The sequence below is a fragment of the Puribacter membranae genome (assembly GCF_055380425.1).
This window is the reverse complement of sequence record NZ_AP040167.1, coordinates 492442-511156: the sequence shown is the minus strand read 5'-3', so window position 1 is coordinate 511156 and position 18715 is coordinate 492442. Positions and strand designations below refer to the sequence as shown.

17 protein-coding genes are annotated in these 18715 nt (G+C 50.3%); 3 read left to right on the top strand and 14 right to left on the bottom strand.

The window, feature by feature from the left end:
• Positions 1-5 precede the first annotated feature (5 nt).
• A complete protein-coding gene (locus ACZ41M_RS02370) occupies positions 6-434 on the bottom strand; it encodes a DUF4395 family protein (protein ID WP_464730453.1) in 429 nt (142 codons plus the stop codon).
• A gap of 274 nt (positions 435-708) precedes the next feature.
• Between ACZ41M_RS02370 and fusA the strand changes: the two genes are divergently transcribed.
• Entirely contained in the window at positions 709-2760 is a 2052-nt protein-coding gene (gene fusA, locus ACZ41M_RS02365; protein WP_464732129.1) for an elongation factor G, read from the top strand.
• 140 nt (positions 2761-2900) lie between these two features.
• Here fusA and ACZ41M_RS02360 read toward each other — a convergent pair whose 3' ends face one another.
• The 6 genes from ACZ41M_RS02360 to gntR all read right to left on the bottom strand — a co-directional run bounded on the left by ACZ41M_RS02360 (position 2901) and on the right by gntR (position 8991).
• A complete protein-coding gene (locus tag ACZ41M_RS02360) occupies positions 2901-3398 on the bottom strand; it encodes a hypothetical protein (RefSeq protein ID WP_464730454.1) in 498 nt (165 codons plus the stop codon).
• Between the two features lie 65 nt (positions 3399-3463).
• Entirely contained in the window at positions 3464-4201 is a 738-nt protein-coding gene (locus ACZ41M_RS02355) for a hypothetical protein (RefSeq protein WP_464730455.1), read from the bottom strand.
• Between the two features lie 57 nt (positions 4202-4258).
• On the bottom strand, positions 4259-5164 hold the full coding sequence (locus tag ACZ41M_RS02350; RefSeq protein WP_464730456.1) for an HlyC/CorC family transporter: 906 nt from the start codon (positions 5162-5164) through the stop codon (positions 4259-4261).
• Between the two features lie 224 nt (positions 5165-5388).
• A complete protein-coding gene (gene ahpF, locus ACZ41M_RS02345; RefSeq protein ID WP_464732130.1) occupies positions 5389-6945 on the bottom strand; it encodes an alkyl hydroperoxide reductase subunit F in 1557 nt (518 codons plus the stop codon).
• 259 nt (positions 6946-7204) lie between these two features.
• Positions 7205-7768: an alkyl hydroperoxide reductase subunit C gene (gene ahpC, locus ACZ41M_RS02340; RefSeq protein WP_464730457.1), complete on the bottom strand. Its 564-nt coding sequence runs from the start codon at positions 7766-7768 to the stop codon at positions 7205-7207.
• A 197-nt stretch (positions 7769-7965) separates the two neighbouring features.
• On the bottom strand, positions 7966-8991 hold the full coding sequence (gene gntR / locus ACZ41M_RS02335) for an HTH-type transcriptional regulator GntR (RefSeq protein WP_464737479.1): 1026 nt from the start codon (positions 8989-8991) through the stop codon (positions 7966-7968).
• A 211-nt stretch (positions 8992-9202) separates the two neighbouring features.
• Between gntR and ACZ41M_RS02330 the strand changes: the two genes are divergently transcribed.
• The gene (locus ACZ41M_RS02330; RefSeq protein WP_464730459.1) at positions 9203-9715 is read left to right on the top strand and encodes a gluconokinase; all 513 of its coding nucleotides are present in this window, start codon (positions 9203-9205) and stop codon (positions 9713-9715) included.
• A 67-nt stretch (positions 9716-9782) separates the two neighbouring features.
• Positions 9783-11168, top strand: coding sequence for a GntP family permease (locus ACZ41M_RS02325; protein WP_464730460.1), 1386 nt, complete (start codon positions 9783-9785; stop codon positions 11166-11168).
• Between the two features lie 104 nt (positions 11169-11272).
• On the opposite strand, the gene ACZ41M_RS02320 is transcribed toward ACZ41M_RS02325, so the two are convergent.
• From ACZ41M_RS02320 to ACZ41M_RS02290, 7 genes are all read right to left on the bottom strand, one after another.
• Positions 11273-11554, bottom strand: coding sequence for a DUF3817 domain-containing protein (locus ACZ41M_RS02320; protein WP_464730461.1), 282 nt, complete (start codon positions 11552-11554; stop codon positions 11273-11275).
• A gap of 23 nt (positions 11555-11577) precedes the next feature.
• A complete protein-coding gene (locus tag ACZ41M_RS02315) occupies positions 11578-12327 on the bottom strand; it encodes an MBL fold metallo-hydrolase (RefSeq protein ID WP_464730462.1) in 750 nt (249 codons plus the stop codon).
• A gap of 209 nt (positions 12328-12536) precedes the next feature.
• Entirely contained in the window at positions 12537-15791 is a 3255-nt protein-coding gene (gene carB, locus ACZ41M_RS02310) for a carbamoyl-phosphate synthase large subunit (protein ID WP_464730463.1), read from the bottom strand.
• A 316-nt stretch (positions 15792-16107) separates the two neighbouring features.
• Positions 16108-16371 carry a hypothetical protein gene (locus ACZ41M_RS02305; protein ID WP_464730464.1) on the bottom strand — a complete coding sequence of 88 codons (264 nt, stop codon included), beginning with the start codon at positions 16369-16371 and terminating at the stop codon, positions 16108-16110.
• 26 nt (positions 16372-16397) lie between these two features.
• Complete coding sequence (locus ACZ41M_RS02300) at positions 16398-17150, bottom strand: hypothetical protein (RefSeq protein ID WP_464730465.1); 753 nt, start codon at positions 17148-17150, stop codon at positions 16398-16400.
• Positions 17081-17992 (bottom strand): DMT family transporter, encoded by a 912-nt coding sequence (locus tag ACZ41M_RS02295; protein ID WP_464730466.1) that lies wholly within the window; start codon positions 17990-17992, stop codon positions 17081-17083. The genes ACZ41M_RS02300 and ACZ41M_RS02295 overlap by 70 nt, the downstream gene beginning before the upstream one ends.
• On the bottom strand, positions 17993-18715 hold the full coding sequence (locus ACZ41M_RS02290) for a pyridoxine 5'-phosphate synthase (RefSeq protein ID WP_464730467.1): 723 nt from the start codon (positions 18713-18715) through the stop codon (positions 17993-17995).

Here is an 18715-nt window from a genome sequence, read left to right as displayed (position 1 = left end):
TGAAATCACCCCATTTTTGGTGGAAAAAACCGATACCAAAGACCATACACCCAGCACGCGGCGCAGAAAGACAGCGCCCACTCAAGGAACGAGAATACAATCAAAACCACGCAAGGAACTTTCCACAGTTCATTGCCCAGTAAAAACAGCACCAAAGACACGCTGCTGGCGAGAAATAATATCTTGGCGGCAAACATCTTCGCCCCCGCATTCACCATAGCTCCAGTCCAGCCTTGCGCGTCGAAAATACGCTTCCACAGCAGATGCGACGGACATTTGTAATGTCCGATAAAACCTTTGACTAAGGCCTGAACCACCAAAACAGCCATGAACCACGGCGAGACAAACAAAGCCAAGTTGCACACAACAAAGGTTATAACCGCCTCCCAACGAATCACATTGGAAGAAACAGCAGGTAGATCAAAACGCAGCACGATAACTCCTTATATCAATTAATTATGTGCTTATTCTATCTAAAAATACATCGTAAACACCAAAAAATTCAAACAAAAATTTGAAAAATAAATTTTGCCGTCTCAAATGACGGCATTGAGTCATTTCAAACAGCGGTTTTACTGTTTTCAGTCCTGATTGAAATTCACTTTTGAACGGCGTATAGTGACATCGTTGCTGCGCAAAAAATTTATTCAAATTCACTGCGGTAAACGCCGATTTTCATTTGTTTTGACTATATAAAAGGAGAATATGATGTCAAGATACACCACGCAAGCCATTCGTTCGGTTGCTTTGGTCGGTCATGGCGCGGTTGGTAAGACCAGCTTGGCCGAAGCATTGCTGTTTGCAACCGGTGCGATCCCCGCCAAAGGCAGCATCGAGCGCGGTACAACCGTCTGCGATTTTGAACCACAAGAAAAAGAAGCCGGTCACTCGCTCAACTCCGCCGTGGTAAATTTTGCCTATGAAGACACCCATATTCACCTGATCGACACCGCCGGTTACCCTGATTTTTCGGGTCAATCCATCGCCGCATTGGCCGGTGTGGACACCGCGCTGGTCGTGATTAACGCGCAAACCGGCATCGAACTCATGACCGAACGCATGATGCAGTACGCAGCCGACCGCAAACTGGCGCGCATGATCGTGGTCAATAAAATTGATGCGGATAATATTGACCTGCCTGCCCTGCTCAACGACATCCGTGATACTTTTGGCAAACAATGCTTGGTGCTGGATTTACCGGCGCACGATGCTGCCGATGTGATCGAAGTGTTGGAGCATGACAGCGGGGATACGGATTTTGACTCGGTGGCCGAAGCGCACCGCGCACTGATTGACCAATTGGTTGAGGAGGACGAAGAGCTATTGATGCAATACCTCGAAGACGGTGCCGACCCAAGCACAAGCGATTTGCACGCACCATTTGAAAAAGCCCTGCGCGAAGGTCATTTGATCCCCGTATTGTTCACCTCGGCCAAAACTGGTGCGGGTATCAAAGAATTACTACACGTTTTGGCCTCGCTCGCGCCGAATCCGACCGAGAGCAATCCACCACCGTTCTACAAAGGTGAATTGGGCAACGCCGAACCTTTCCACGCCGAACCGGACGCAAGCAAGCACGTATTGGCGCATGTATTCAAAGTCATTTCCGACCCGTATATGGGCAAAATCAGCGTATTCCGCGTGCATCAAGGCACGGTGAAAAAGGATATGCAACTGTTCGTGGGCGACTCCAAACGCGCGTTCAAAGCCGCGCATTTATACCAATTGCAAGGCAAAGCGACGGTGGAAGTGGATGAACTGCTGCCCGGCGACATCGGCGCAGTCGCGAAAATTGATGACATCGAATTTGACAGCGTGCTGCACGATTCGCACGATGAAGACCACATCCATTTGGCACCGCTGGAGTTTCCAAAACCAATGGCTGGCCTGGCCGTTGAAACCAAGAAAAAAGGCGACGAACAGCGACTGTTTGAAATCCTGGCCAAATTAGCCAGTGAAGATCCGACCTTTGTCATTGAACGCCATCCAAGCAGCAACGAAACCGTAATTCGCGGCCTGGGCGAAATTCACCTCAAATCCAAATTGGACAAAATGTTCAACCAATACAAGCTGGAAGTAGACACCAAGCCACCGCGCATTCCGTACCGTGAAACCATCACCGGTACGGCCGAAGGCATCTGCCGCCACAAAAAGCAATCCGGTGGCGCTGGTCAATTCGGCGAAGTACACTTGCGCGTTGAGCCAAAAGGTCGCGGCGAAGGCTTTGAATTCGTCGATGCCATCAAAGGCGGTGTGATTCCGGGCGTATTCATGCCGGCGGTGGAAAAAGGCGTGCGCCAAGCCTTGGCCGACGGTATTGTCGCCGGCTACGCAGTGGAAGACGTCAAAGTCACCGTATTTGATGGAAAAACCCATCCGGTCGATGGCAAAGAGGTCGCCTTCGTCGCGGCGGGTAAAAAAGCCACCATCGAAGCAATTCGCAATGCTCAACCGATCATACTCGAACCCATCGTCAACATCGAAATCGTTGTACCGCAAAACCACATCGGCGATATGGCAGGCGATTTGTCCTCACGCCGCGGTCACGTCACCGGCACGGGTGAAAAGGCACACGGCATGGCAATCGTCTCCGGCGAAGTACCGCTGGCCGAAATTTCAGACTACCAATCGCGCCTGAAATCACTGACCGGTGGTCAAGGCAGCTACACCGTCGAATTTTCACACTACGCTGCGGTTCCGATGCATGTTCAGCAACAGTTGGCAAGCAAATTCGAATTGCATGAGGAGGATGAGCAGTAATTCATCGCTAGCTGAGTCACTGATAGCGTTCTTGGCAGTAATTTATCAGCCAACAAAAACCCTTCCGATCAATTGAACGGAAGGGTTTTTGATTGAGTAAAATCAGCAATACCAAGCGGCGATAACAGCGCACTTACGCTTTAGGGAAGCAAACGCAAGCTGCGCGTCATCTGTTGAATAATTGGCTGGAGCCGCTTTTGCTCGGCGGCAGGATATTGAGCATACACACTGTACATCAGTCCATCTTTGCTCGTCTGCTTGAAACTTCGATTGAATACATAAGTGATTTGGCCGCCCTCGCGCACGCTAAACACATAGCGATCGGCTTTGAGTAACTCATAATCTGGAATTTTTTTGGCACGTTGCTCTTTTTGTGATGCACGAAAATACTGCTGCGCACTCATATCCAGTATCAACGGCATGGTGCTGGCATAGACGCGAATATCCGCTGTCGAACCCGCCAGACGAAACGCGCGACCATCGCCATTTTCCGCCTCCGGGAGTGCTTGCATAGGATCGGGGAAATCCACACAGTATTCATATTTGCTGTTGCAATAGCTCTGCCCTGCTTTTGCCATCGAAACGGTGCTTAATCCAACAACGCCCAATACCGCCGCTACCATCATTCGCTGAATCATGTTCTACCCCTTTGCCTGCTATCCAATCACCGCTGAATCATTCTACCGCTTTACCACTCGACCATTCATTGGCACAGTTTCCAGTTATACCGCGCATTTTTGAGCTGAACTTTGTACTCCTCTTCAAACACATAAGTCACCGGTGGATCGCGCTCCTCCATCGGATTTTTCGAGACGATTTCCTTTTTATACGGTTGTAGGATTTTGCTGCATTGATCTTTGTCACCCATTTTTGCGTAGGTCACGGCCAAATTATTGCGAATGCTCATTTCCTCCAGCCAATGCATCGTAGGTGCACAGGTTTGCCACATTTGGCGCAGTGTGCTCACGGCCTGCGCATACTGCTTCGCACGATATTGGCGGTTGAACAATTGATCGGTTTTCCTTTTCGCAGCATCACTGCATTCAGCAGGCATTTTTAGATAATCGCCCTCAAAATACACACCTGAACCACAGAAATAAGTACACATCTGTGGCGACGAGCTTTTAACCTGAATGCGGTTTTGATTCGGTGTGAAGTGAAGCTCACAGGCGCCATTAGGGGTTTGGAGCACGGATTTTTGCTGATGAATCACACCCGCCGCATCGCAGATATTGCCCCGCTCGCTCACTGTGTTGATGTTGAACATTGCGCCTTCCAAGCCAGAAGCTGTTTGCCATAACTCCAAAGCACCCATGCCATAGCGCTCGGCCCAATCATAGCGATCGGTTGGCGGTGTATCCGGCAGCTCAATCTCCTGTGCAGAGGCCACGCCACAGATTGCCCATGTGAGCAAACAGCCCAACATCATGCTTTTCTTCATCACACGCCTCCTATTTTCCGTAAAAGACAGCGGGATTTAAACGGCGATCCATGCAGATCAGTCGTGTTCGTGGTGTTCGGCTTGCTGCTCACGCTCGGCCAGCTCTTCATCGCTCAATACCCGCACCATCAACACATGCACTTGTCGCGCATCGGCGCGCTGAACCTCGATTTCAAAGCGGTCAATCACCACCACGTCACCGCGACGCGGCATCCGCGCCAATTCAGAGGTGACCAGTCCGCCGAGGGTATCGGCGTCCTCATCGGACAACTCGGCATTAAAGTATTCGTTGAACTGCTCAATCTCGGTCAAGGCGCGTACGCGGTAGCGCCCTATTTTATCGGCGATAATGTTATCCGCCTCTTCGTCCCAATCGTGCTCGTCCTCAATATCGCCAACGATTTGCTCCAACACGTCCTCAATGGTGATCAGACCGGCAACGCCGCCGTATTCATCCACCACAATCGCCATGTGGTTACGGTTTTCGCGAAACTCGCGCAGCAGGACATTCAGCGGTTTGGACTCAGGGACAAACACTGCCGGACGCAGATTATCGCGCACGTCGAATTCGTCTTCGTTGTGGTAAAAGCGCAGTAAGTCTTTTGCCAGCAAGACGCCAATGACCTTATCGCGTCCGCCTTCAAACACCGGAAAGCGCGAATGGCTGGTGGCAATGATGTTGGGAATGAATTCTCGAGGGGTATCCTCGATGTTGATCCCATCCATTTGCGCGCGCGGAACCATGATGTCGCGTGCGCGTAATGTTGAGATTTGCAGGGTTCCTTCGATGATCGAGAGCGCATCGTCGTCAAGCAGGTCACGCTCATGCGCGCCGTGAAGGATTTCTAAAAGCTGTTCTTGCGTTTCCGGCTCGGCTTCAAACATACCGGCCAAACGCTCAAAAAAGGATTTGTGGCGTTTTTCATTTTTCGCGCCACGCGCGGGATATGCGTCGTCTGACATGACCATCCAATAGAGTTAAACAGGTGTTTAGGATAACCCAAACACCTGTCTGACGCAAGGAACTTAAAGAAGCCCAACAAGCAATTTAAAAATATAAATATATTTTAAATCAAATGTTTATAATTTATAGTTAAATCAGATCATTAACTATCAATCTGGCTTTTTTATGGCTCAAGCCCTCCTGCGCCATCACAATCATAGCGCGATCATATTGCAAACAAGTCTTAGTGACCGCTGCGAATGATGTGGTCAAATGCGCTCAAAGCCGCCGTTGCACCTGCCCCCATCGAAATGATGATTTGCTTGTACGGCACAGTGGTACAGTCGCCTGCCGCGAACACACCCGCAACCGATGTTTGACCACGCGCATCGATTTCGATCTCGCCGCGAGCTGTCAAATCCACCGTCCCTTTGAGCCAATCGGTATTCGGCAGCAAGCCGATTTGTACAAAAATACCGGCCAATTCAACCACGTGCTCCTGCTCGGTCGCTCGGTCTTTGTAACGCAATCCGGTGACTTTCGAGCCATCACCCAGCACTTCGGTGGTCAAGGCTTCAGTATGCACGGTGACGTTCGGCAAGCTGAGTAGTTTTTTCTGCAATACCGCATCAGCACGCAATTTACTGTCAAATTCGAGCAAAGTCACATGCTCGACAATTCCCGCCAGATCAATCGCGGCTTCCACGCCTGAGTTACCACCGCCAATCACCGCAACCTTTTTACCTTTGAACAGCGGACCGTCACAATGCGGGCAATACGCCACCCCTTTCGCGCGGTATTCCGCTTCACCCGGCACGTTCATATTGCGCCAGCGCGCGCCGGTTGCGAGAATCACGGTTTTGCTCTTGAGCGTCGCGCCGTTTTCCAATTCAACCGAGATCAGGCCATCCTCACCCGCAGGCGTCAATTGGCGCGCGGTTTGCAGATTCATCACATCCACCGGATAGGCTTTGACGTGCTGCTCCAGCGCTGCTGCGAGTTTCGGTCCTTCGGTAGCCTGCACCGAAATGAAGTTTTCAATCGCCAATGTATCCAGCACTTGCCCACCGAAGCGCTCAGCGACCACGCCGGTGGCAATGCCTTTACGCGCGGCGTAAATCGCCGCTGCGGCACCGGCTGGGCCGCCGCCCACCACCAGTACGTCAAAATTATCCTTCGCATTGAGCTTTTCTGCGGCTTTCTGATCGGCATTCGCATCGAGCTTGGCCACGATTTCTTCAATCGTCATGCGCCCTTGGCCGAACTCCACCCCATTCATAAACGCCGTTGGTACGGCCATGATGCTGCGTGCTTTGACCTCATCCTGAAAATCCGCGCCATCAATCATGGTGTGGCTGATGTTCGGATTCAAAACCGACATCAGGTTCAACGCCTGAACGACTTCAGGACAGTTGTGGCACGACAGGGAAATGAAAGTTTCAAAGTGCATCGGCTCGTTCAGGCCTTTGATCTGCTCGATCAACTCGGGATCGGCTTTCGGCGGATGACCGCCCACCTGCAACAAGGCCAAGACCAGCGAGGTGAACTCGTGCCCCATCGGAATACCGGCAAACTGCACGCGCGCAGGCTCGCCAACGCGCGCCACGCCAAAGGATGGGCGCAAGGTCGCCGTACCGTTTTCGCTCACGCTCACTTTATCGGACAACGCGGCGATGTCATTGAGCAAGCTGCGAATTTCCGCGGCTTTGGCGCTGTCATCCAGCGATGCGATCAATTCAATCGGGTTTTGCAGTTTCTCCAAATAGGCTTTTAATTGCGTTTGAATATTTGCGTCCAACATCATGAACTCCTTTTTGGTTATCAATAATTTTAATTTTAAATCAAAGACTTACTAAAAATCTCTGCCAATTTTAGACAATAAAAATCCCAAGCCAGACAAAACAGAGGCTTTCATTCAGATCAATCATGGTTTGGATTTTTGGGGAAAGAATTTTGTACAGGGCTTTAACTCAAACGGATAAAACCCTGCGCAAAACACTCTAAATCTAATCATTTGATGAGGTGGCAAGACCACCTCACACGCGTCAACGCAGCATCAATTAGATTTTACCAACCAAGTCCAAAGATGGTGCCAAAGTCGCTTCGCCTGGAGTCCATTTGGCTGGGCAAACTTCACCTGGGTGAGAAGCTACGTATTGAGCCGCTTGTACTTTACGCAACAACTCTTTCGCGTCACGGCCAATGCCCAAATCGTGAATTTCAGCGACTTTGATTTCGCCTTCTGGGTTGATCACGAAAGTACCGCGCAATGCCAAGCCGTCTTCTTCGATCATCACGTCAAAGTTGCGAGTGATGGTGCCGGTTGGATCACCGATCATTGGGTATTTGATTTTCTTAATGGTTTCAGACGCATCGTGCCATGCTTTGTGCGTGAAATGCGTGTCGGTAGACACGGAGTAGCATTCAACGCCCAATTTTTGGAATTCAGGATACAAATCAGCCAAATCGCCCAATTCGGTCGGGCACACAAACGTGAAGTCCGCTGGGTAGAAGAACACCACAGACCATTTGCCTTTCAAGTCGGCATCGGATACTTCAACGAAGTTACCATTGTGAAACGCAGTGGCTTTAAAAGGTTTTACAGTAGAGTTGATGATAGGCATTATAAGCTCCTTTTTTAAGGGTTAAAAACGTGTCAGAACACATCATGCAATTGATCCGCCAATAAAAAACATCAGTTAATCAATTGACTTGAATGTCATTATAGCAACATCTTCGAGCAAAAACCATAATAGAGGCATTGTATTTTTAAATCTCATCGATAGTTAAAAGCTATCTGAAAATAAGTACCTTGATTCCATCAACTACTGCCCCGAATTTTCAAAGAAAAGCCCAAATCAAAGCATCTTTGCGTTAATTCTTCACCCTTGAGCAACTGCAACAAAACCTGAGCTGCCTGCTGGCCAATCTCCGCTCGCGGCGTGCGAATCGTGGTCAATGGCGGCGTCATGTGCCTGCTTGCGGACAAATCGTTAAACCCCACCACCGAGAGCCGCTCCGGAATCGCAATGCCCAATCCCCTAGCCGACAGCAAAGCGCCTTGCGCCAAGTCATCATTACAAAAAAAGATCGCATCCACCGACGCATCAGATTGCACGATGTGCTGTAACATCTGCGCCCCTAAGCCAATGGATGACGGCGTTCGGTCGGTGTAGAGCAAGCGCTCATCGAATAGTCCCGCCTGCTCCAGCGCCGTACGCCAGCCAGCCATCCGTTGCAAGGTGCGCGGATCCAGTTGCGCAGCGGCAAAAGCAATACGCTTGCGCCCGCGTTGCAACAAATGCTCGACCAAGTGCACCGCTGCTGCTTCCTGTGAAAAACCGACGCTGTACATATCCGCCTCATCGGTGGTTTCCATCATATACACGCAGGGGATTTTTGCCTTTTTCAGCATCTCACGCGCCTTCGGCGTCTGGCTTAAACCGGTCAATAGCAGCCCCGCCGGACGCTGCATCAATTGCTCACGCAGCAGCGCCTCTTCCTCCTGCGCGTCGTAATGGGAAATCCCAAACAGCACCTGATAGCCCGCGCCACGCAGGACCACGTGCGCTTGCTCCAACAGATCGACAAACAATTCATTGGTCAGAGAAGGAATCAATATGCCGACATGACCACTGCGGCTGGAGGCCAATGCCCGCGCCGCAGGATCAGGTACATAGCCCAAAGCCTCGCTGGCTTGCTTGACCCGCAGCACCAGCTCAGGCGCCACCCGCCGCTCGCCACGCAGCGCGCGCGAGGCGGTCATTGCGCTGACGCCCGCCTTTTGTGCAACATCATTGAGAGTTATCCTGCCAGTGGCGCGTGTTTTTTTCCGTGACTCTGTCAATTTCAGTCCCAAACCCGTCTAAAAAATCAAAATATGACGTAAAAATGTATAAATTGCGCAACAAAGTGTAAAAAGCTTGCTTTTTTATCTCGGTTAGCGCTATCCTAACTCCCATACCGATGATGCAATACGATCCAATTCAATGATTTGTTTTCCCAACACACATTTGGATGATCGCTTCAAAGGTTAACCCCATTTTTAGGAGATCTTCATGCGGTATTCTATCATTATCATGGGTGTTTCTGGGTGTGGCAAAACCACTTTGGCCGAGTCTCTCGCACAGAGATTGGGCTATGTCATGATTGAAGGTGATTCTTGGCATCCACCAGAAAATGTCGAAAAAATGCGCAATGGCATTGCTTTGCAAGACGCCGATCGAGCCGGCTGGCTCGATGCTCTGGCCGAGCAAATGCAGCTGCATCCAAATGGATCGATTTTGACGTGTTCTGCGTTGAAAAAAATCTATCGCGATCGTTTGCGCCTCGCTCAAGCCCCCGTCACTCGTTTTGTTCATCTCGTACTCACGCCCGATCAGGCCAAAGAACGCGTTTCTTCGCGCTCAGGCCATTATTTCAATCCCGCTTTGGTTGACAGTCAGTTTGATACGTTGGAAGTGCCTTTGGCCGACGAGCCCGACACACGCGGGTTTGACGCCATGCTGTCTATTCCGGAACTGACCGAACAAGTCGTGCAATGGCTCAATTTAGACGATCAGGCGGCTTAATGCAGCATTTTTCTAACTAATTAAACAGTTTCAACGTGTTTGGCTCAATTTTCTAATGAAGGAGTACATGATGGACGGATGGACGCAAACCCTTTCTGCCCCGACGCTTTTGGGCATCGCGGCACTCGCGGTCGCATTGATTTTATTGTTGATTTTGAAAATGCGGGTACACGCATTCATTACCTTGGTCGTGGTCAGTTTCTTGACCGCTCTGGCGACCGGCATTCCGGCCAAAGGTGTTGTAAAAGTCATGATGGATGGCTTTGGCTCTACTTTGGGCGGTGTGGCTTTGCTGGTGGCGCTGGGCGCAATGATTGGCCGTCTGGTCGAATCCAGCGGCGGCGCGAAAGTTTTGGCCGATACATTGGTGGAAAAGTTTGGGGAGAAACGCGCACCGATGGCTTTGGGTATCGCCTCATTGCTGTTTGGTTTCCCTATTTTCTTTGACGCGGGCTTGATTGTGATGCTGCCGGTGATTTTTGCAGTGGCGCGCCGCATGAAGCAGCCGGTGTTGATTTATGGTTTGCCTGCTGCGGGTGCGTTTTCGGTGATGCATGTGTTTTTGCCACCGCATCCGGGTGCGGTAGCAGCGGGTACGCTGTTGGGCGTTGATATGGGTGTGTTGCTGCTGATGGGCTTGGTCGTGGCGATTCCGACTTGGTATTTCGCTGCATATTTGTTCGGCTTGTGGGCGGGCAAACGCTATCCTATCGAAGTGCCTGATTTGTTGAGTGGCGGCGTTATGTCTACCGAAACGCCTAAAAATCCGCCATCTGCCACTTTGGTGATTGCGATGCTTTTACTGCCGTTGATATTGATTTTCGGTAATACGGGCTTGGACGCGCTGGTGAATGCCAAAATAGTGGACGGTTCTCAACTATGGGTACAAACCATCCGCATGATTGGTAACACGCCGATTGCCCTGCTCATCACCCTGCTGATCGCTATGTTCACACTCGGTGCTGCGCGCGGCGTGGATAAAATTTCGCTTGAAAAACTGATGGAGTCTTCTTTACCAGCGATTTGCTCGGTGGTGTTGATTACCGGTGCAGGCGGTATGTTTGGCGGCGTATTGCGTACCTCTGGTATCGGCGCGGCCGTGTCGAACTCGATGAGCGAATTGGGCGTACCGGTGATTTTGGCGGCATTTTTGATTGCCAGCTTGCTGCGCATCGCACAAGGCTCCGCCACCGTTGCCCTGATGACCACTGCGGCTTTGATCAAGCCGGCCGTTGAAGTTGGCGGCTTTTCGTCCGGGCAAGTGGCCGCAATTGTATTGGCCGCGTCCGCAGGCTCGGTGATCGCTTCGCACGTGAATGACTCAGGCTTCTGGCTGGTTGGGCGCTTGATGAATATGGACGTGCCAACCACTTTCAAAACCTGGACGGTTATGGAAACCTTGATTGCCTTGATGGGCTTTGCTTTGGCACTCGGTTTGTACTTTATCGTTTAATCGCGATCAGCGATCGTCATCGATCGCTTTTAAAACACACCAGCCCTCTGTGTCACACAAAGGGCTGGTTTCATAATGGTCTTACGAAAATATCATTCGAACCATCACCGGATCATGGGCGAGTGGCGCAAAATCATACGTTCAAAAATCAAACTGCCAAATGGAACCAAGGTCACGAGCAAGCCAATCCAACTATGTTTCGCCGACAGCGATCGACGCCCCATCGCCCAACCCAGCATGGCGACATACAACAAAAATACGATACCATGTGCCAACCAGCTCCAAAACACCATGGATTCTGAGCCGCCCATCCCATTTTTAAACATCACTGTCAGCGCAATGGCGATCAGTAGCATCACCCCTTGCACCCAAGCCAATTGTCTCATTACATTCCCTCCCGTTGTATATATCAACCCTGCACACTATCGGTCATTTGATCGCAATATTGCTGCAAATCCTCCGGTATCTCCTGCGCGCACACGCCACACGCACGATTGCTCGGTACCGCATAATCAATGAATTTCGGGTAAGCCAAATTCAGATTGGCCATGATTTCGATAAATTCAGCCAAAGATTTGTCACCACCCAGACGCGGATTACGGGTTTTTTCCTGCGCGATATTCGACACCCGACGCTCATGATAATCATGCCCCGGATAAACCAGCGTGTCATCCGGCAGTGTAAACAATTTCTCGCGCACACTGTGGAACAAATCCTGCGCATTACCATTTTGAAAATCCGTTCGGCCACAACCATCAATCAACAAAGCATCACCGGTAAACACCCGCTCGCCGGCCAAAAATGCCAAATGCCCGTCCGTATGCCCCGGCGTGAACAGCGGATCAATACACACACTGCCCATCTGAAGCGGCATACCTTCGCGCAAAGCCACATCCGTACAGGGCAAAGCATCCACCGCCGAGCAAGCGATTTGACTGCCGGTTTCGCGTTTCAAACGCAACGCCGCAGTCACATGATCGGCGTGAATATGCGTATCCAAGGTATACGCCAATTTCAAACCCAACTCATTGAGCAGCGCCAAATCACGCTGCCACATCGGCAACACCGGATCGATCAGTAAGGCTTGACCACTCTGCTCACAGCCAAGCAAATAAGTATAGGTACTGGAAATTGGCTCAAATAGTTGACGAAAAATCATAATCATCTCCGACGATCAGCATTCATGCGCGGCATGTTTACCGCAGATATGGCATCAAAGAAGAGGCAAGCAAAAGGGGCAAACAACCGTTTGCCCCTATCTTAACCCTTTACAGGCATTAAGGAAACACGGAAGAACCCAAACCAGTCTGCGTTCTGAGCAAAAAACATTCAGAACGCGGCGCAGGATAGGGGTTATTCCATGCTTTCTTAACTCAAACGACGATGCAAGCCCTGCACATCGTACACATTGATCTCATTCAGATGCTTCATGCCTTCAATCGCCGCTTCCGCACCTGCGACCGTGGTTTGGTAAGTAATGCGCTGGGCAATCGCGGTTTTGCGGATCGAGCTGCTGTCGGCAATCGCAGAGGCCGTTTCATCCACCGTAGTGAAGACCAATGCGACCTCGCCGTTTTTCATCGCATCGACGATGTGTGGGCGGCCTTCTTTCACCTTATTGATGCGCTCAACCGTAATACCGGCCTTGCTCAAAAACTCCGCTGTACCGCCCGTGGCACAAATCGTATAGCCCAATTCAATCAGATCTTTGGACAAATTCGCCATCGCCGCTTTGTCTTTGTCTTTCACGCTGATAAATACCTTGCCTTTGGCGGGCAGACGCGACGAGGCCGCGAGCTGACTTTTGAACAAGGCTTCACCGAAAGTACGTCCCACGCCCATTACTTCGCCCGTTGAGCGCATTTCCGGCGAGAGTACAGGATCAACGCCCGGGAATTTATTGAACGGGAACACCGCTTCTTTCACGCTGAAATAGTCGGGAATGACTTCCTCAGTGCAGTTTAACTGCGCCAAAGTTTTACCCGCCATCACCTGCGCGGCGATTTTCGCCAGCGGACGACCGATGGCTTTGGAGACGAACGGCACGGTACGCGACGCACGCGGATTGACCTCCAGCACATAAATCACATCGGTTTTCACGCCATCAATGTCCTGCTCTTGCACCGCGAATTGCACGTTCATCAAGCCCACCACTTTAAGCGCACGCGCCATCTCAGCGGTTTGACGTTTGATTTCGGCGACCGTCTCCGTTTTCAGATAATACGGCGGCAGCGAGCACGCCGAGTCACCCGAGTGAACGCCCGCCTGCTCAATATGCTCCATCACCGCACCGATCAGCACCCGACCCGTTGCATCGCAAATACAATCCACATCGGCCTCAATCGCATCATCGAGGAAGCGATCGAGCAACACCGGCGAATCGTTCGACACCTGCACAGCTTCGCGCATATAGCGCTCCAAACCTTCGGGGCCGTGAACGATTTCCATCGCGCGTCCGCCCAAAACATACGATGGACGCACCACCAGCGGGTAGCCGATTTCCTCAGCCAGACGCAATGCCTCGTCCTCTGCGCGCGCCGTGCGATTCGGCGGCTGGCGCAAATTCAAATCGTGCAAGAGTTTTTGGAAACGCTCGCGGTCTTCGGCCAAGTCAATCGAATCCGGCGACGTACCGATGATCGGCACGCCATTGCGCTCCAAATCCAGCGCGAGCTTGAGCGGCGTTTGCCCGCCGTATTGCACGATGACGCCTGCCGGTTTTTCCACGTTGACGATTTCCAATACGTCTTCCAGCGTCACCGGCTCGAAATACAAACGATCCGAGGTGTCGTAGTCGGTCGAAACGGTTTCGGGGTTACAGTTGACCATGATGGTTTCATAACCGTCATCACGCAGTGCCAGTGCCGCATGAACGCAGCAGTAGTCAAATTCGATGCCCTGCCCAATGCGGTTCGGTCCACCGCCAATCACCATGATTTTTCGCTTGTCGCTCGGCTGCGCTTCGCATTCTTGGTCATAGCTCGAATACATATATGCGGTGTTGGTCGCAAACTCGGCCGCGCAGGTATCCACGCGCTTGTATACGGGACGAATGCCAAAGGCATGGCGCACCGCACGCACGGCTGAATCCGTGACATTCAGCACCTGCGCCAAACGACGGTCTGAAAATCCTTTTTGCTTGAGCGTGCGCAGATCATCGGCACCGATCTGATCCAAGCTCAATTTGCTGATGTGCTGCTCCAGTTTAACGATCTCTTCGATCTGCACGAGGAACCAGCGGTCGATTTTCGAGTGATTGAACACCTCATCCACGCTCATGCCCGCGCGGAACGCATCGGCGACGAACAAAATCCGGCGGTCTTTCGGTTCGCGAATTTCTTCGATGATCTGATTGATGTCGGTGCAAACCGGATTGAGGCCATCAATGCCTATTTCCAAGCCGCGCAAGGCTTTTTGGAACGACTCTTGGAACGTACGGCCAATCGCCATCACCTCGCCCACCGATTTCATCTGCGTGGTCAGGTGCGGGTCGGCTTCGCGGAATTTTTCAAACGCAAAGCGCGGAATCTTGGTCACAACGTAATCAATTGACGGCTCAAACGACGCCGGTGTTTGTCCGCCGGTGATGTCGTTTTTCAACTCATCCAGCGTGTAACCTACCGCCAATTTCGCCGCGATTTTCGCAATCGGGAAACCCGTGGCTTTCGAGGCCAACGCGGACGAACGCGACACACGCGGGTTCATTTCGATCACGATCATGCGACCGGTGTCGGGATTGACGGAGAACTGTACGTTTGAGCCACCCGTGTCCACGCCGATTTCGCGCAATACCGCCAATGACGCATTACGCATGATTTGGTATTCTTTATCGGTTAAGGTCTGCGCAGGCGCCACCGTGATCGAATCGCCCGTATGAACGCCCATCGGGTCTAAATTTTCAATCGAGCAGACGATGATGCAGTTGTCCGCCTTGTCGCGCACCACTTCCATCTCGTACTCTTTCCAACCGAGCAAGGATTCCTCGATCAGCAATTCATTGGTCGGCGACAAGTCCAAACCGCGACGGCAGATTTCCTCAAACTCTTCGCGGTTGTACGCAATACCACCGCCCGTCCCGCCCATGGTGAACGACGGACGGATAATCACCGGATAGCCGGAGTTGTTATTCGTCTGCGCAATCATCGCGTGTACCGCAGTCGCCTCCTCCATGCTGTGCGCGATGCCGGACAAGGCGCTGCCCAAACCGATTTTGGTCATGGCGTCTTTAAACTTCATGCGATCTTCGGCTTTGTCAATGGCCTCAGGCGACGCGCCGATCAGCTGTACGCCATGTTTGTCCAATACGCCGTGACGATGTAAATCGAGCGCACAATTCAGCGCCGTTTGACCACCCATGGTTGGCAAAATCGCATCCGGTTTTTCCTTTTCGATGATTTTTTCCACCACTTCCCAAGTGATCGGCTCGATATAGGTCGCATCCGCCATCTCCGGGTCGGTCATGATCGTCGCCGGATTGGAGTTCACCAAAATCACGCGATAACCCTCTTCGCGCAAGGCTTTACACGCCTGCGCGCCCGAGTAGTCAAACTCACACGCCTGTCCGATGATGATCGGCCCCGCGCCGATGATCAGGATGCTTTTTAAATCTGTCCGTTTTGGCATTTTTTATACTCCAACTTTAATTCAATTTCAAAATTTTTTACTCATTCATGTGTCATTGCGGACAGTTAAACTAATCCCAGCCGCAATCTCCTTGCAAGGAGATGCCGTGTCAAGCACGGCATGACGCTTCCAACGTAGGGTGGCTACCAAAAGCAATGCTTTTGCCCCACCGCTCTAATTCATTTTCAATTCACAAATCAATGGAGTCTGCCCCCTTTGATTTCCGTCAATCTAACTTCTCATGCTTACGATTACGCTTCGCTAATCGTACCTACGGGCTCTGAATTAGTTCAAAAAGTTATTACCATTTTACAAATCAATGGCACTTTTTTTGTTCGGCTAGAATTGCCTCTGTTAACTCTGGTGAGTACCCTGATTTTTCGCATGCCAATTTAAGCGCATTTACATGAAATACCTCATAGGTATTTGAAGCCCCGCAATTAACGCACTTAACTATATCAGTTGATTTAGGGGAATCAGGAAAGTCAAAAGTGTCATTATCACAGTCAGCACATTTATATCCAAAATCATCACCTGTTTTATCAAAAGTTTTTATTTCCAGTTTTCCTGTGGTATTCATACCGTTTCCTTTTAAAAGTCACACTTCTATTTTTGCTCTTTCTTATCGATGTCAAATTTCGCACCCATACTCCAAAAATACATATCTACAATTTTCATTGGTGGATACTTAATCTTTTCTGAAATCTCTTGAATTTCATCTTTATTTTCGTCACACCAATTCAACAATTTACGAAAATTTGTTTCATTGAGCGTTGAATACGACAAGCCATCAAATTGTCTAATCCCATTAATAAAAAACCTATCGTAAGCTGGAATACACCCCAAAGTTCCCAATAATATTTTTGTTATCAATGTATCTGTGGTATCTCTATCATTGTTCTTCGTTTCTACAGATTTTTTGATGTTTTGATAAATTGTGTTTAGCCTGCCTATTAATCCAAACAAGATGTCAATTTTTTCGTCGTTGAAACATTGCAACTCAATACCACGCAAAACATCGTACTCTGATTTTAAAACTTCGCACACTGCTGTCTTATGTATTTTGTAATCTTTTTGCAAAAGAAAAGAGGAGCCACGATACATCCCCCAACTTGCTAAATAGAATCCTAAGTGCAAACATGCTAAATCAATATCTGTTGGAACTGATTTAAAAAAATCAAAGCAATGCTCCCAAGATTTAAACCTATGATTTTCATCATCTTTAATGTTTTTATAAAATTCCATCACGATGTTTTCAATTGGTTCTCTATTTTCTGTTAGGTTTTCTTTCACCCTTCTCCCCCCACAATCAACCCCATCCCCACCATCACCAAAACCATACCCAATAGGTGATACCATTGGAACGATTCGTTCAGCAAAAGCACCGACAGCACCACACCACTCACGGGCATCAAGGCTGTAAACACCGATGCACTGCTATTCGGCACTTGTTTAATCCCTGCGTGCATCAGCAATACGCCCAAAGCCGTGATGCCCACCCCTGTGTACACCACCAAGCCCCAGACATACATCGGTACATGGCTAAAATCAAAACTCAAGGCGTCGTACAAGGCAAACGGTGCAAACAACACACTCGCGCCAGCGGTCAGTATCACCATTAACCAAATACTCGGCAAAGGTCGGCTCAATAATTTTTGCGCGCCGAAAAACACACCTTCAAACAATACCGCACCTGCAATCAGCAAATTACCCAACCATACATTGGATATTTTGTTTATGACACCAGCATGTGTCTGCGCGCCATAGACATTCATCACCAAAGCACCTGCCAAGGCACAGATTAGAGCCACACCTCGTAACCGCGTCATGCGCTCACTCAAAAACACCACGCCAAACAGCATCATTGACAGTGGCGTCGCACTGGTGATAATGCTCGCATCAATCGCATTGGTGCGCTGCACGCCCCACAACAGCAGCAAACTAAATAAAAATATGCCGCAAAAAATTTGAACAAACAAAATCCATTTATCGCGCTTGTTAATCGGTGGACACACCACCTTTTCGCCATGACGATTGCGCCAAAGCAATACCGCAATCAAAGCCAAACACGCCAAAAACTGCCGAAAAAACGAAGCCGTCATCACAGGGATGTTTGCCACAATCACCTTGCTCACCACAAACATACTGCCAATCAGCAGCATGGAGGCGGTCATTTGCGCATAGGCTAACTTTCTCGCCATTTATTTGAGAATATCCATATAGGCTTGCATGGTTTTATCCATGCCCATTTGCAAACACTCTACAATCAGCGCGTGACCGATGGAGACTTCTAAAATATTCGGCAGCGCGATGAATTTAGCCAAGTTGTCCAAATTCAAGTCATGCCCTGCATTCACGCCCAAGCCCGCCGCTTGCGCAGCCATAGCCGCTTGACCAAACTGCGCCAGAATCGCATCATTTTGCGGTGTACCGTAGGTTTCAGCATACGGCTCGGTGTACAGCTCTACTCGGTCGGCGCCGAGTTCTTTTGCCAACGCAATATTCGGGCAGTCGTAGTCCACAAACAAACTCACGCGGATACCGGCCGCTTTCAGCTCGACACACACCTCGCGCAAAAATGCGGCATTTTTGTCCAGATCCCAACCGTGATCGGAAGTGACTTGGTTTGGATCATCCGGTACCAACGTGCATTGCGCCGGTTTGACCGCGAGCACCACGTCGAGAAACTCGCGCGTCGGATTGCCTTCAATATTCAATTCCGCGCCATGACGATCGCACACCGCTTTGAGTTCGTGCGCATCCGAGTAGCGCGCGTGACGCTGATCCGGACGCGGATGCAAGGTAATGCCATGCGCGCCCAATTGCAAAAATCGTTCGGAAAAAGCGGCCACATCGGGATAATTACGCCCGCGTGAATTGCGAATCAGCGCAATTTTATTGATATTGACGGATAGTTGTGTCAT